Raw genomic sequence first — 13601 nt, forward strand, 5'->3', positions numbered from 1 at the left:
GTGGCTCTGGTTTCCCGCTTTCGCGGGACTGAGCGGGGTGAGCTTGGCGTCTGAATCTCCGCCGTATTGTTCCCCTCAGTCGTCGGTGCGAGGGACCCAGGGGATGGCAGCGACCTCGACCCCCTCGTCACTCAGGGCCTCGGCCTCGTCGGGAGTCGCCTCGCCGTAGATGCCGCGCGGCGGCGTCTCGCCGTAGTGGATGCGCCGCGCCTCCTCGGCGAAGCGCTCGCCCACATAGTCGCAGTTTGATTCGACCTGGGAGCGCACCTCCCGCAGCATCGCCATGACCTTTGCGCGGGCTTGCGCTGCCGCGTGCTCGGCCGCTCCCTTGCCGGTTGAGATCATGGGCACGCTGGGCGCCCGCTCGATCCGGGTCGAGGCGCAGTCCGGGCAGGCGATCGCCTCGGCCGCGCGCAGCTTGGCATAGGCGTCGCTGTCCTTGTACCAGGCCTCGAAGACGTGGCCGGCCTCGCACTTCAGGTCATAGACGATCATTCCGCCGCCTTCGGCAGTTCGAGTTCCGGCCCCTCAAAGGCGCGCTCGTTGCGCAAAGACGGGATCCGGGTCCGCGTGTCCTCGACCCGGCTCAGGTCCAGGGTCGCGGTGACGAAGCCCGGCTCGACGCCGGCATCGGCCAGGACCTCGCCCCACGGATCGACGATCAGCGAATGGCCAAAGGTCTTGCGCCCGTCCTCGTGGTCGCCGGTCATGCCGGGGGCGATCACGAAAGAGCCGGTCTCGATCGCGCGGGCGCGCAGCAGGACGTGCCAGTGCGCCTGCCCCGTGATGCGGGTAAAGGCCGCCGGACAGGTCAGGATGCGGGCACCCGCCTTGGCCAGCGCACGATAGAGATAGGGAAAGCGCAGGTCGTAGCAGACGGTCAGGCCGATGCCGCCCCAGGGCGACTGCGCCAGCACCGCCCGGTCGCCGGGCCGATAGTTGCGGCTTTCGCGCGACGTCTCGCCATTGGGCAGGTCGACGTCGAACATGTGCAGCTTGTCATAGGAGGCGGCCAGGCTGCCGTCCGGGCGGACCAGGAACGAGCGGTTGGCCAGCTTGTCCTCCGCGATGCGGATGGGGAGCGAGCCGATCAGCAGCCAGATGCCGAGTTCCGCGGCCAGGGCGCGGAGGGCGGCTAGCGCGGTGTCGCGCTCTTCGGTCGTGGTCTTGGCAAAGACCTGCTCCGACTTGCGCTCCATCAGCGACGTCACCTCGGGCGTCGCCACCAGCTGGGCCCCGGCTGCCGCCGCCTTGCGGATCCAGCCGCTTGCCGTCGCGATGTTCCCAGCGACGTCGGTGGTCGCGGTGTATTGGACGCAGGCGACGGTCAGGAGGTCGAGCGGCGCGCCCATCAGGCCGCCAGGAGCGGGTCCAGCCCGCCCTTCCGGTCCAGCGCGTAGAGATCGTCGCAGCCGCCAATGTGCTGCCCGTTGATGAAGATCTGCGGGACGGTGTGACGGCCACCGGCGCGGTCCATCATCTCCCGCCGGCGGCCTGCGTCCATCATCACGTCGATCTCGGCGTATTCGGCCCCCTTCTTCTCCAGCAGCGCCTTCGCACGCGCGCAATAGGGGCACATCATCGTGGTGTAGATCGTGATCTCGGCCACAGGCGCAACTCCTTGGGGCCCGGCTGCGGCCGGGCGCGGGGCATCATGCCCCAAATCTGGGGAGAGATCGCGTGCGTTTCATCCCACCTGCATGGGCCGGATGACGCGGGCCAGGGTCAGGACATCGACATTGACCGCGCCGGCACGCTTCAGCGTGCGGGCACATGCCTCCACGGTGGCGCCGGTCGTCAGGACGTCGTCCAGCAGCACGATGCGGGCGGGTACCGGTTGGCCGCCCCGCACGGCAAAGGCGCCCCGTACATTGCGGGCACGCTGGCTGCGGCCCAGGTGGCCCTGGCTTGCCGTCGGTCGCAGGCGCAGCAGCAGGTCGGGCCGGCAGGGAACGCCGCATACCCGGGCCAGCGCCATGCCGAGTACCGCCGACTGGTTGTAGCGGCGCAGGACCAGCCGCCGCCAATGCAGCGGCACAGGCACGATCGCATCCGCCCCCTGCACCAGCTCCGCCCCGGCCCGCGCCAGCCAGCGGGCGAAATGGGGGGCGCCCTCCAGATGATCGGCATGCTTCAGGCGCAGGATCAGGTCGCGACTCGCCTCGTCATAGCCCATCACCGTGCGGGCCCGGTCGAAGGCTGGCGGATGCGCCAGGCAGGCCCCGCACCGCACCCCAGGCCCCAGGTCGAAATCCAGCGGCACGCCGCAGCACCCGCACAGCGGCGCTTCCACGAAGCGGATGCCCGACCAGCAGGCCAGGCACAGGCGCCCCTGCTCGTCTACCGCCTCGCCACAGCGCAGGCAACGGGGGGGCAGCAGGATATCCAGGGCGCGCCGCCCCCAATGGGCCAGCGCACGGCTCACGGCCGGCGACTGTCCAGGAATTGCCGTGTCCCGGCGACCGCCTCGGCCAGGCCCACGCGCTGCACGGCCACGCCGTCCGGAAAGGCGTCAAGCAGCCGGGTGGGCGTCATCGCATCCAGGATGACGAAGACCCCCATGTCGTCCTGCCGACGGATCAGGCGGCCGAACGCCTGCTTCAGCCGCAACCGCGTCAGCATGTCGTCATAGGCGGTGCCGCCGAAAGCGGCCTTGCGTGCCTTGTGCAGCAAGTCGGGGCGCGGCCAGGGCACGCGGTCGAACACGATCAGGCGCAACGCCTGGCCCGGCACGTCGACGCCGTCGCGGACCGCGTCGGTGCCCAGCAGGCAGGAATCGCGCTCCGCCCGGAACAGGTCGATGAGCGTGCCGACATCCAGCGGATCGACATGCTGCGCCAGCAGGTCCAGCCCCGCCGTCTCCAGCGCCTCGTGGATCCGCTGGTGCACGCCGCGCAGCCGGCTGATCGCCGTGAACAGGCCCAGGGCGCCGCCACCCGCCGCCAGGAACAGCGTGCGATAGGCAGCAGCGACATCGTCCGGCGCGTCGCGCCGCACGTCGGTCACGACGAAGACCCGCGTGCGCGACGCGTAGTCGAAGGGCGAGGGCAGGCTGGCGCGGCGCGGGGGCAGCACCAGGTGATGCGCCCCGGTCCGCATTTCCGCCATCTGCCAATCCGAATCGGCGTGCGAGCGATCGCGCAGCGTGGCCGAGGTGATCAGGGCGCCATGCGCCTGATCCAGCAGGACGCGCGCGAATGGCTGCGTCGGATCGACCCAATGGCGGTGCAGGCCGCAATCCAGTTCCCGCCCCTCTGCCCGGTCGATGGCACAAAGATCGACCAGCCCTTCAGGGGTGATGTCATCCAATTCCCGCAGCATCGCGCGCCAGGGGCCCACCTGATCCCCCACGCGCCGCTCGATGCCCCGCGCGGCGGCGTCCAGGCGCGCCCGGGCGGCGCTGTCCAGCGTCTCCGCGTCCTCGTCCAGGCGGTCGCGCAGGCGCCGCACCAGTGTCTGCAGGGGGCCTTGCAGCCGTTCCAGGGCGGCATCCAGCCCGCTGGCCGCGGCCAGCACCTCAGGCAGCGCCGGGGCCTTCTCGCATTCGCGGCGCAGGCTGCCCTCGACCTGGTTGCGGGTCCGGGCCAGGACCTGGGTCCGCAGGGCAGAAAGGAACGTCTCGGCCGGTCCCACCGGGTTGCCGGCCTGGATGCGGGCCAGCCAGCCCTCGCCCGGCAACGCGGCAGCGGCCGCATGGGCATCGGCCAGGGCCCGATCCGCGTCCGCGTCATCGATCACCAGGTCGCTGATCCGGGCGGTGAGACCGCGCGCCCGCTGTGCGACGCGGGCCCTGCGCCCCTCCTCGTGCCCGCGAACCCAGCGCCGCAGGTCCGCCGCCTCCACACCCGTGAGATGCGCGGAGAATGCGCCGTCCGCCGCGTCGAAGACGTGGTGCCCTTCGTCGAAGACGATGCGCAGCGGAATGTCGCGCCCCTCGACCGCCCGTGCGGCGGTGATCATCACCAGGGCATGGTTGGCGACCACGATCTCTGCCTGACGGGCCTTGCGGATGCCGCGCTCGATGAAGCACTTGCGATAGTGCGGACAGGCCGAATGGATGCACTCGCCCCGCCGGTCGGTCAGGGCGGAGACCCGCACACCCAGCAGGTCGCCGGCCCAGGCCGGGAAGTCGCCGCCCACCATGTCGCCGTCGCGCGTCGCCTCGGCCCAGCGGGCGATCAGGCCCAGCGCCACCCGGTCCGGCCGGTCCGGCGGCCCCTGGCGGGCCTGGTCCTCGAAATTGAGGAGGCAGAGATAGTTCTCCCGCCCCTTGCGCACGACGACCTTGGCCGCCTTCTCCGCGGCGACCGGATACAGGCGGGACAGTTCCCGGTCCAGCTGGCGTTGCAGGACGCGGGTATAGGTCGACAGCCAGACCGGGCCGCCATTCTTGGCCGCGAAGACCGAGGCCGGAGCGATGTAGCCCAGCGTCTTGCCGATGCCCGTTCCCGCCTCGGCCAGGACCATGCTGGGCGCACCCTCCCGCAGGCGGGGGGCAAAGGCGCCTGCGGCCAGCGCCGCATAGTCCGCCTGCTGTGGCCGCGCCTCTGCCGCATCGTGCAGCAATCCGGCCAGGGCCTGCCGGGCCTCGTCCTCGCTGACCGGCCGGCTCAGCGGATCGCCTTCGGGGGGCGGTTCCTCCCACTCCGGAAGCCGCGTCCAGACGTCGAAGCCGCTGCCCGGACCGTCGCGCGCACCGCCCAAGGCCTGCAGCACGGCCGGCGCCCAGGGCCAGCCGGCCTGCCCCATCGCGGCGGCCACCCGCGCGGCGATGGCCTGGCCTCGCTGCCCGGGTGCCGCCAGGGTGCCGAGCAGCAGCGCCAGGGCGCGATGCAGGGCCAGGGCCTGGTCCACCGGATCGTCCGGTACGTCAAGGTCCAGCGCGGCGGCCAGTCCGCGCGGACTGGGCAGGCAGAAGCGGGCCGGATGAACGAACGCGAAGAGTTCAAGCAGGTCCAGCCCGGCCAGCCGGTCCAGACCCAGCCGGCGCGCCAGGCTGGGCGCATGGACGCAGAGGAGGCGCCCGGCCGATGCCAGCGCACGCGCATCCTCCGGGTTCAGGTCGTCGACCTCGCCACTGGCGCTGACCGAGACCAGGCGCCCGGGCACCGCGACCAGGGCCACCAGGTCAGGCGAGGCCAAGTCAGAAGGGGCCAAGTCAGAAGGAGGCATGGCTGGCACGAACGGCGCCTCAACGCCAACGGGCTCCGGATCGCTCCGGAGCCCGTCAGGCGGTCTCAGTTCCGATGACCCCGAAGCGGCCATCTGGCCGCCCCAGCGCTACTTGCAGGCGGCGACAGGGCGCTGGGCCGGGATCGCCTGGGTCAGGGAGAACTTGCCGAAATCGGCCGGCTTGGTCGCCAGGGCCTGCTCAACCAGGGGCAGCATCGTCTGGCAATAGTTCGGGATCTTGTTGCTTTCCTCGGACACTTCCTGCGCCAGCACGGTGACATAGTTGTCGAAGCGGCGCAGGAAGCCGCGGCCGTGCTGCTTGCGGAAGAAGGCCTGCAACGTATTCGAATGCGTGACGAGAACCGGGCTGAAACGCCGGACGAAGTCGTTATAGCGCTCCGTAACCTTCAGTTCAGGATTCATCCGGTGGCACTTGAGTGCCGCCACCATCAGCACCGTCTGGAAATGGCGGACGGCATCGGCCTCGGCCTCCTTGGCCGACTGGCACGACCGGTTGGGCCGCGGAATGGCCGACGCGATGGCGGCGGACGTTCCGGCGGCAGCGCTCGGCTGGCGCGGACCGGTCGGCGGCACGAACGCCGCAGGCGGCACCGTGGCCGCCGCCACCTGCGCGCCGGAGGCGGGCGGGTTGGCATCGGTGAGCGTCGCGGGGCGCGGCTGCGGCATGGTCGGGAAGACCTTGCCGGATGCCGTGCGGAATGTCGGCGGCAATGCCGGCTTGGCCGGCTCAGCCGCGGGCTCGGGCGTCGCCGCGGGGGCGGGTCCAGATGCCGCCATCGCGGCGCTGGTGATCGCGGCGACGTTGTCCGCCGACTGCTGCGCCGCCGGCTCGGCTGGCTTGGGCGCTGCCTCGGCCACGGGGACGGCCCCCGCCGCAGGCTTCGAATCACCGAACATGCTGGTTTCGCAACCGGACACGGCCAAGCCAATGCCGAGCGCCACGGCAGCCGTCATGAGCCTAGAAAAAGCCATGCCCCTCTCCACGAATCACGCAACGCACTCCGCCCCCAGAGGACTGACCCCTTGGCACAGACAAGAACTATAACAGCCGCAGGCGCTTGCGCCTATTGCTTCAGTTGCCGCATGAGAATCTCATTCACTGCGGCCGGGTTCGCCTTGCCCTGCGTCGCGCGCATGACCTGACCCACGAAGAAGCCGAACAGCTTGTCCTTGCCGGCCCGGAATTCTGTCACCTTGTCCGGATTTGCCTGCAGTACCCCTGCAATCGCTGCCTCGATAGAGCCTGTATCCGTCACCTGACGCAAGCCTTTTGCTTCGACGATGCCTGCGGCGCCCTGCCCCGTCTCGACCATCTCCACGAAGACGTCCTTGGCAATGCGGCCCGAGATCGTCCCGTCGGCCAGCAGGTCAAGGAGACCGCCCAGCGCCTCCGCCGAGACCGGGCTTTCGCCGATGGTCACGCCCTTGGCGTTCAGCACGCCGAACAGGTCGCCCATGACCCAGTTCGCGGCAAGCTTTGGGTCGCGCCCGCGTGCCACCGTCTCGTAGAAGGCCGCCGCCTCCGGATCCGCCACGAGCACGCCCGCATCATAGGGCTTGAGCCCATAGGACGCGACCAGACGCGCCTTCATCTCGTCCGGCAGTTCGGGCAGCTCGGCCTGCAGTCGCTCGATCAGGCCGTCCTCCAACTCCAGCGGCAGCAGGTCGGGATCGGGGAAGTAGCGATAGTCGTGCGCCTCTTCCTTGCTCCGCATGGCGCGCGTGGTGCGTGACGCCGGCTCGTACAGACGCGTCTCCTGCGCGATCGTGCCCCCGTCCTCGATGATGTCGATCTGGCGGCGTGCCTCGACCTCGACAGCCTGCTGGACATAGCGGATCGAGTTCACGTTCTTGATTTCGCAGCGCGTGCCGAACTCCGCCCCCGGCTTGCGCACCGACACATTGACGTCGGCCCGCATGGAGCCTTCCTCCATGTTGCCGTCGCAGGTGCCCAGCGCCCGCAGGATCGCCCGCAGCTTCTTCAGGTAGGCACCCGCTTCCTCGGGCGAGCGCATGTCGGGCTCCGACACGATCTCCATCAGCGCGATGCCCGACCGGTTGAGGTCAACATAGGTCAGGCTGGGATGCTGGTCGTGCAGGCTCTTGCCCGCGTCCTGCTCCAGGTGAAGGCGGGTGATGCCGATCGTCCGGCTCGACCCGTCCGACAGGTCGATCGTGATCTCCCCCTTGCCCACGATGGGCTGGGTGTACTGCGAGATCTGGTAGCCGGCCGGCAGGTCCGCATAGAAGTAGTTCTTGCGGTCGAAGACCGAGCGGTGGTTGATCTGCGCCTTAAGCCCCAGTCCGGTCTTGACCGCCTGCTCGACGCAGAAGCGGTTGATGACCGGGAGCATGCCGGGAAAGGCTGCATCGACCAGGCTGACCTGGGTGTTCGGCTCGGCCCCGAATACGGTGGCGGCGCCGGAGAACAGCTTGGACTGGCTCACGACCTGGGCATGGACCTCCAGCCCGATCACGATCTCCCACGGTCCTGTCGCACCCTGGATGATCATCAGCGTCCTCCCCACCAGGCATCGGGCCGCGCGGTAAAGCCTGCGGCATCCTCGATCACGTCGCCGATGCGGATCAGCGTCTCCTCGTCGAACGGCCGACCGATCACCTGCAGGCCCAGCGGCAGGCCGTCGCCCGACAGGCCGCCCGGCAGGGCCAGGCCCGGCAGGCCGGCCAGGTTGGCGGTCACGGTGAATACGTCGTTCAGGTACATGGCGATTGGATCAGCCGAGCCTTCGCCAAGCGGGAAAGCCGGCCCCGGCGTCGTCGGGGTCAGGATCGCATCGACCTTCTCGAACGCCGTCGTGAAGTCGCCGGCGATCAGGCTGCGCACCTGCTGTGCCTTGAGGTAGTAGGCATCGTAATAGCCGGCGGAGAGCACATAGGTGCCGATCAGGATGCGCCGGCGCACTTCCTTGCCGAAGCCTTCGCCGCGTGTGTTCTCGTACAGCTCGATCAGGTTGCCGCCGTCCTTGCGGAAGCCGAAGCGCACGCCGTCATAGCGGGCCAGGTTCGACGATGCCTCGGCCGGTGCGACCACGTAATAGGCGGGCAGCGACAGGTGGGTGTGGGGCAGCGAAATCTCGACGATCTCGGCGCCACCGGCCCGCAGCCAGTCGCAGCCCTGCTGCCACAGCGCCTCGATCTCGGCCGGCATGCCGTCGATCCGGTATTCCTTGGGCACGCCGATCCGCAGGCCCTTCACGCCCTTGCCCAGCGCCGCCTCGTAGTTGGGCACGGGCGTGTCGACGCTGGTCGAATCCTTGGGGTCGTGGCCCGCCATGCTCCCCAGCATCAGGGCCACGTCGCGCACGCTGCGCGCCATCGGTCCCGCCTGGTCGAGCGAGGAGGCAAAGGCCACGATGCCCCAGCGCGAGCAACGGCCATAGGTCGGCTTCAGCCCGACCGTCCCGGTCAGGGCGGCCGGCTGCCGGATCGAACCACCGGTGTCCGTCCCCGTCGCCGCCAAGCACAGGCGCGCCGCCACCGCCGCGGCGGAACCGCCAGAGGAGCCACCGGGCACCAGCGGCCGGTTGTCGCCGGGCCGCCGCCACGGGCTGATGACCGGGCCGAACGCGCTCGATTCGTTGGACGAGCCCATCGCGAACTCGTCCATGTTGAGCTTGCCCAGCAGGACGGCGCCGTCGCGCCACAGGTTGGCGGTCACGGTTGACTCGTAGGGCGGCACGAAATTGCCGAGGATCCTGGAGCACGCCGTGGTCCGCACGCCCCTGGTACAGAACAGGTCCTTGATCCCGATGGGCAGGCCGTCCAGCGGACCCGCCTCCCCCTTCGCGCGCCGGGCGTCGGAGGCATCGGCCATGGCCAGCGCCTGCTCCGGCGTCTCGACCACATAGGCATTGAGGGCGCGGGCGTCCTCGATCGCGGCGACATGCGCCTGGGCCAGTTCGCGCGCGCTGAAGCGGCGGGCGGCCAGGCCGTCGCGGGCTTCCGCCAGGCCCAGGTGGGTCAGCTCGCTCATTCGACCACCTTCGGCACGGTGAAGAAGCCATGTTCGGCGTGCGGCGCATTCGACAGGACATCCGCCGGGATGCCGCCGTCCGTCACGGCGTCGTCGCGCCTTGGCAGGGAATTGTGGACGACGGACGTCATGGGCGCGACGCCGGCCGTATCGACCGCAGACAGTTGTTCGACCCAGTTCAGGATGCCGTTGAGTTCCTGGACCAGCGGCGCAATCTCCGCCTCCTGGACCTTGATGCGCGCCAGGCGCGCAATCTTCACCACATCCTTGTGATCGACCGACATTCCACCGCCTCTGTGAGGGTCATCGCGGGACCCAATGCCGCAGCCCGGCCGCACCCCAAGGGGCCCGTCCGCGCGCGGCGGACCCTAGCACCGTGCCCGCGCCACAAGCAACGGAACGCGAACCTGACCCGCGGCCTTTGCGGGTCGACTGCGCGTCCGGCAAAGTGGGCCGGGTTGCCCCTGCAGCGACCTCTTGAGGATTCGCGTGTGATCGTCGTCCGGGACCTGATCTACGACTACCCCAGCAAGCGGGCGCTGTTCGGCCTGTCGTTCGATGTCGCGCCGGCGACGATCACGGCCCTGGTCGGCCCCAATGGCGCGGGCAAGACGACGCTCATGCGCTGCCTGGCCGCCCTCGACGCGCCGTTCTCCGGGACGGTGGAGGTCGACGGCATCGATGTCGTGGAACACCCGCGCGAGGCGCGCGCCCGGATCGGCTTCCTGCAGGATTTCTACGGCCTTTACGATCAGCTGAGCGTGAAGCGCTGCCTGATGCACCATGCCGCGATGCGTGGCGTGCCGGGCGCCGAACAGGCCGAGCGCGCGCGGGAAACGGCGGCCGCCGTCGGCCTGACCGAGCGGCTGGAGCAGCGCGCCGGCACCCTGTCGCGGGGCCTGCGCCAGCGCCTGGCAATCGGCCAGGCGATCATCCACCGGCCGCGCATCCTGCTGCTGGACGAACCGGCGGCGGGGCTCGACCCCGATGCGCGGGCCGAGTTGTCGGACCTGCTGCTGGCGCTTAAGGCGCGCGGGATGACGCTGATCGTGTCGTCGCACATTCTGGTCGAGCTGGAGGACTATTCCAGCCACCTGATGGTGATCCGCGATGGACGCTTGGCCGAACACGGGCCGCTTGCCGGCAGCGCCGCCGACGGCCGCCGCCTGCGGCTGGACCTTGCCAGTCCGGTCGCGGCGCTGGGACAGGTCCTGGCTGGGCAGGCCGGCGTGCATGGCGTGGAGGCGGCGGCAGAGGGCGCGGCCTTCCTGTTCCGCGGCGACCTGGGGGCACAGGCGACGCTGCTGGCGGCCCTTGTGGCCCAGGGCCTGCCCGTCGCCGCCCTGGCCGAGGAACGCGCCTCGCTCACCGAACGCTATCGCCTGAGCGCGCGCGGCGCGGCCGGCAGCCCCGTGGCGGAGACCCCGCGATGAACCCCGAACTGCGCCGCAACCTTTGGCTCGAATTCTCGCCGACGCGCGTCATCATGATGCCGCTGATCCTGGCGCTGGTCCTTGCCATCGCCTGGATGAGCAATTCCGTGCCGTCGGTCGCGCGCACGGTGACAGGCATCCTGCTGATTCTGTGGGGCACCCGGCTGGCCGCCGACGCTGTATTGGCGGAAGTCGCCGACCGCACCTGGGACGCGCAGCGAAGCGCGTCGCTGGGCCCCCTGGCGATGACGATCGGCAAGCTGTTCGGGGCGACGGCATTCACCTGGTATGGCGCGGCGCTGGCCCTGCCCTTTGCCATGATGTTCGGCGGGCACGAGGATCCGACCACGCCGCGCCTGCTGCTGATCGGGATCCTGGCCCAGGCGGTCGCCCTGCTGTCCAGCCTGATCGTCCTGCGCCTGCGCCCGACGGGCATGCGCATGCCCGCCACGTTCGCCCAGATCATCGGCATTGGCGTGGCCATCCTGTTCCTGACGTCGATCCCCGCGGCAGCACTGCAGGCGATCAACTGGGGCGGCCACGCCTTCCCCGGGCCGCTGTTCACGCTGGCGACCCTGCTGTTCGCGGCGGGCTGGGCCATTGCCGGTTGCTGGCGCCTCATGCGGGAGGAACTGCAGTACCGGAACCAGCCGCTGGTCTGGATCGGCTTCGTGCTGTTCTGGATGATCTACGCGGCGGGTCTGGGCGTCGGCGAGGCCGGGGACGGCTGGCATATGCAGCCGGCCTTTGCCGTGGCCGTGGTGGCCAGCGTCCTGATCGCGCTGGCCGAACCAAAGGGCGTGGGCGCGATCCGCGCGCTGCTGCTGGCCGTGTATCGCGGCCGTCCGCTCGACATCGTGGCCACGCTGCCCGGCTGGGTCTGGAGCGGGCTGCTGGCGCTGCTGGCGGCCCTGGCCATCATGGTGGAGCAGGCCGACGCCGGGCGACAGCTGACCGAGATGCTGGGCAGCGCCACCGGGCCGACCGACGCCGCCCTTTATGGCAGCATCACGCTGCCGCTCGTCATCCTCGCCTTCGCCCTGCGTGACGTCATGCTGATCCACTTCGTGGCATTGACCGGCACCGCGCGCTCGCACATGGCATGCATCGTCTACCTGACCGTGCTCTATGCCGGTCTTCCCACCCTGCTCTATGCGTCCGAGGCCTATTCCCTGTTGCCGCTTTTCCTGCCCTTTGCCGTGGGGCCAGAGGGCCTGGCCCAGACCAACCCCGCTTTGCCGCTGGCGGAGGCCGCGCTCTTCGCCGGCCTGCTTGTCTGGCGCTACCGCTCCCTGGTCCGGGGCCTGGGCGACGGCCGCATCGCCGGCACCGCCGGGGCGCGCGCCTGATGCCGGTGATCCCGATCGAGGCGATCGTCGCCCTGCCTGGACCTGCGATGCGCCTGGCGGGCCTCGACCTCGGCACCAAGACGATCGGCGTCGCGCTGTCCGACCTCACGCGCTCGGTCGCCAGCCCGCTCAAGGTCATCCGTCGCACCAAGTTCAAGGCTGACGCGGCGGAACTTCTGGCCATTGCCGAGCGCGAGGGCATTGCTGCCTTCGTCCTGGGCCTGCCGCTCAACATGAACGGGACAGAGGGACCCCGCTCCCAGGCGACGCGGGCCTTCGCCGCCAACCTGTTGAAGGAGCGCGACGTGACCATCGCGTTCTGGGACGAGCGGCTGTCGACGGCCGCCGTGACCCGGACCCTGCTCGAAGCCGACGCCTCGCGCGCCCGCCGCTCGGAGGTCGTGGACAAGCTGGCCGCGGCCTACATCCTGCAGGGCGTGCTCGACTACCTGCGGGGGTCAGCCTCGGCCAGCCGGTCCAGCTTCTGAGGCTTCGCGGCGCCGACCACGCAGTGCAGCAATCCCCTTTTGTGCACTGCCGCCCGCACCGCATGCTGTATGCTGGATCTCAGGCGGGGGATCGAGCGCCGGCCATTGCCGCGCGCCGCCCAACCTCAACAATCGTCATCGCTGCCAGCATCCCGCTGGTTGCCGACCTTTCCTCTGGGCCGGACTGAAATCATGCGCGCGTGTGCGGTGGGTATGGGTGTCGAGTCGTGAGCAGCGGGGTTCTGGCCGAGGGCCTGAGCGCCAATCGGGCCTATCGGATGGGCCTGCTGATGATGGCAGGCGCCATGCTGATCTGGAGCACGGCGGGCCTGTTCGTGCGCGGACTGTCCCTCGATTCCTGGACGATCCTGGCCTGGCGGGGGGTATTCGGTGCCGCGACCTGCCTGGCCTTTCTCTACTGGCAGGAGGGGCGCAACACCTGGCGCGCGTTCCGCGGCATGGGCGCGCGCGACTGGGCCTTCGTCGTTGCGACCGCGGCGAGCATGGTTCTGTACGTGCATGCGCTGAAGCTGACGACGATCGCGCATGTCACGATCATCTACGCGGCGCTTCCCTTCATCGCGGCATTCCTGGCGCGGCTGGTCCTGCGCGAGCGCACCAGCCGCGCGACATTGCTGGCCAGCGCGGCGGCGATGGCCGGAATCGTGATCACGGTGGTGCATGGGGCCGGCGGCCAGTCGACGCTGCTGGGCGACCTGCTGGCCTTTGCGATGACCGTCCTGGGCGCCGGCATGATCGTGATCGTGCGCGGCCAGAAGACGGTGGTGCCGATGATCCCGGCGGCCTGCCTGTCCTGCCTGCTGGGCAGCGCCATGGCCCTGCCCTTCGCCTCTACCACGCTGCCGTCGCCGGGCGAGATGGTGCTGCTGATGGGGTTTGGCATCAGCTTCCTGGGCATCGGCCTGATCCTGTTCGTCAACGCCGCTCGCCTGCTGCCGCCCGCCGATGGGGCGCTGATCGGGGCGCTGGATGCGCCGCTGGCGTGCCTGTGGGTCTATCTGGCCTTTGCCGAGTTGCCCAATGCCTGGACCATCGTCGGCGGCGCCATTGTCGTCATCGCCGTGGTCGGCCACATCCTGCTGGAGAACCGCAGCCCCCGGCGCTGACCGCCGGGGGCCCAGGC

13 protein-coding genes are annotated in these 13601 nt (G+C 70.0%); 4 read left to right on the top strand and 9 right to left on the bottom strand.

The genetic code is table 11. The annotated features are described in order from the left end of the window. Positions 1 to 75: 75 nt before the first annotated feature. From ACI6GS_RS19675 to gatC, 9 genes are all read right to left on the bottom strand, one after another. The gene (locus ACI6GS_RS19675) at positions 76 to 495 is read right to left on the bottom strand and encodes a DUF1178 family protein (protein ID WP_439815163.1); all 420 of its coding nucleotides are present in this window, start codon (positions 493 to 495) and stop codon (positions 76 to 78) included. Further along, entirely contained in the window at positions 492 to 1352 is an 861-nt protein-coding gene (locus ACI6GS_RS19680; RefSeq protein WP_439815164.1) for a carbon-nitrogen hydrolase family protein, read from the bottom strand. The genes ACI6GS_RS19675 and ACI6GS_RS19680 overlap by 4 nt, the downstream gene beginning before the upstream one ends. Further along, positions 1352 to 1609, bottom strand: coding sequence for a glutaredoxin 3 (gene grxC / locus ACI6GS_RS19685; protein WP_439815165.1), 258 nt, complete (start codon positions 1607 to 1609; stop codon positions 1352 to 1354). Before grxC ends, ACI6GS_RS19680 begins: the two co-directional genes overlap by 1 nt. A 78-nt stretch (positions 1610 to 1687) precedes the next feature. Further along, positions 1688 to 2425, bottom strand: a complete 738-nt coding sequence (locus ACI6GS_RS19690; protein ID WP_439815166.1) for a double zinc ribbon domain-containing protein — start codon at positions 2423 to 2425, stop codon at positions 1688 to 1690. Continuing rightward, positions 2422 to 5142, bottom strand: coding sequence for an ATP-dependent DNA helicase (locus tag ACI6GS_RS19695; RefSeq protein WP_439815167.1), 2721 nt, complete (start codon positions 5140 to 5142; stop codon positions 2422 to 2424). The genes ACI6GS_RS19690 and ACI6GS_RS19695 overlap by 4 nt, the downstream gene beginning before the upstream one ends. Before the next feature lie 138 nt (positions 5143 to 5280). Beyond that, the gene (locus ACI6GS_RS19700) at positions 5281 to 6165 is read right to left on the bottom strand and encodes a hypothetical protein (protein ID WP_439815168.1); all 885 of its coding nucleotides are present in this window, start codon (positions 6163 to 6165) and stop codon (positions 5281 to 5283) included. A gap of 92 nt (positions 6166 to 6257) precedes the next feature. Beyond that, on the bottom strand, positions 6258 to 7706 hold the full coding sequence (gene gatB, locus ACI6GS_RS19705) for an Asp-tRNA(Asn)/Glu-tRNA(Gln) amidotransferase subunit GatB (protein ID WP_439815169.1): 1449 nt from the start codon (positions 7704 to 7706) through the stop codon (positions 6258 to 6260). Further along, positions 7706 to 9187, bottom strand: coding sequence for an Asp-tRNA(Asn)/Glu-tRNA(Gln) amidotransferase subunit GatA (gatA, locus tag ACI6GS_RS19710; RefSeq protein ID WP_439815170.1), 1482 nt, complete (start codon positions 9185 to 9187; stop codon positions 7706 to 7708). The genes gatB and gatA overlap by 1 nt, the downstream gene beginning before the upstream one ends. Continuing rightward, positions 9184 to 9471, bottom strand: a complete 288-nt coding sequence (gene gatC, locus ACI6GS_RS19715) for an Asp-tRNA(Asn)/Glu-tRNA(Gln) amidotransferase subunit GatC (protein WP_439815171.1) — start codon at positions 9469 to 9471, stop codon at positions 9184 to 9186. Before gatC ends, gatA begins: the two co-directional genes overlap by 4 nt. A gap of 207 nt (positions 9472 to 9678) precedes the next feature. Between gatC and ACI6GS_RS19720 the strand changes: the two genes are divergently transcribed. From ACI6GS_RS19720 to ACI6GS_RS19735, 4 genes are all read left to right on the top strand, one after another. After that, positions 9679 to 10620, top strand: coding sequence for an ABC transporter ATP-binding protein (locus ACI6GS_RS19720; RefSeq protein WP_439815172.1), 942 nt, complete (start codon positions 9679 to 9681; stop codon positions 10618 to 10620). Continuing rightward, positions 10617 to 11969, top strand: coding sequence for a hypothetical protein (locus ACI6GS_RS19725; protein WP_439815173.1), 1353 nt, complete (start codon positions 10617 to 10619; stop codon positions 11967 to 11969). The genes ACI6GS_RS19720 and ACI6GS_RS19725 overlap by 4 nt, the downstream gene beginning before the upstream one ends. After that, entirely contained in the window at positions 11969 to 12457 is a 489-nt protein-coding gene (gene ruvX, locus ACI6GS_RS19730) for a Holliday junction resolvase RuvX (RefSeq protein WP_439815174.1), read from the top strand. Before ACI6GS_RS19725 ends, ruvX begins: the two co-directional genes overlap by 1 nt. Positions 12458 to 12684: 227 nt before the next feature. Beyond that, entirely contained in the window at positions 12685 to 13584 is a 900-nt protein-coding gene (locus ACI6GS_RS19735; protein ID WP_439815175.1) for a DMT family transporter, read from the top strand. The last annotated feature ends 17 nt before the right edge of the window (positions 13585 to 13601 follow it).

The sequence above is a fragment of the Zavarzinia sp. CC-PAN008 genome (assembly GCF_051903925.1).
Classification (GTDB): Bacteria; Pseudomonadota; Alphaproteobacteria; order Zavarziniales; family Zavarziniaceae.

Coding starts and splice junctions, on each gene's coding strand:
- ACI6GS_RS19675 (WP_439815163.1), bottom strand. CDS start 495: ATGATCGTCTATGACCTGAAGTGCGAGGCCGGCCACGTCTTCGAGGCC.
- ACI6GS_RS19680 (WP_439815164.1), bottom strand. CDS start 1,352: ATGGGCGCGCCGCTCGACCTCCTGACCGTCGCCTGCGTCCAATACACC.
- ACI6GS_RS19700 (WP_439815168.1), bottom strand. CDS start 6,165: ATGGCTTTTTCTAGGCTCATGACGGCTGCCGTGGCGCTCGGCATTGGC.
- gatB (WP_439815169.1), bottom strand. CDS start 7,706: ATGATCATCCAGGGTGCGACAGGACCGTGGGAGATCGTGATCGGGCTG.
- gatA (WP_439815170.1), bottom strand. CDS start 9,187: ATGAGCGAGCTGACCCACCTGGGCCTGGCGGAAGCCCGCGACGGCCTG.
- gatC (WP_439815171.1), bottom strand. CDS start 9,471: ATGTCGGTCGATCACAAGGATGTGGTGAAGATTGCGCGCCTGGCGCGC.
- ACI6GS_RS19725 (WP_439815173.1), top strand. CDS start 10,617: ATGAACCCCGAACTGCGCCGCAACCTTTGGCTCGAATTCTCGCCGACG.
- ruvX (WP_439815174.1), top strand. CDS start 11,969: ATGCCGGTGATCCCGATCGAGGCGATCGTCGCCCTGCCTGGACCTGCG.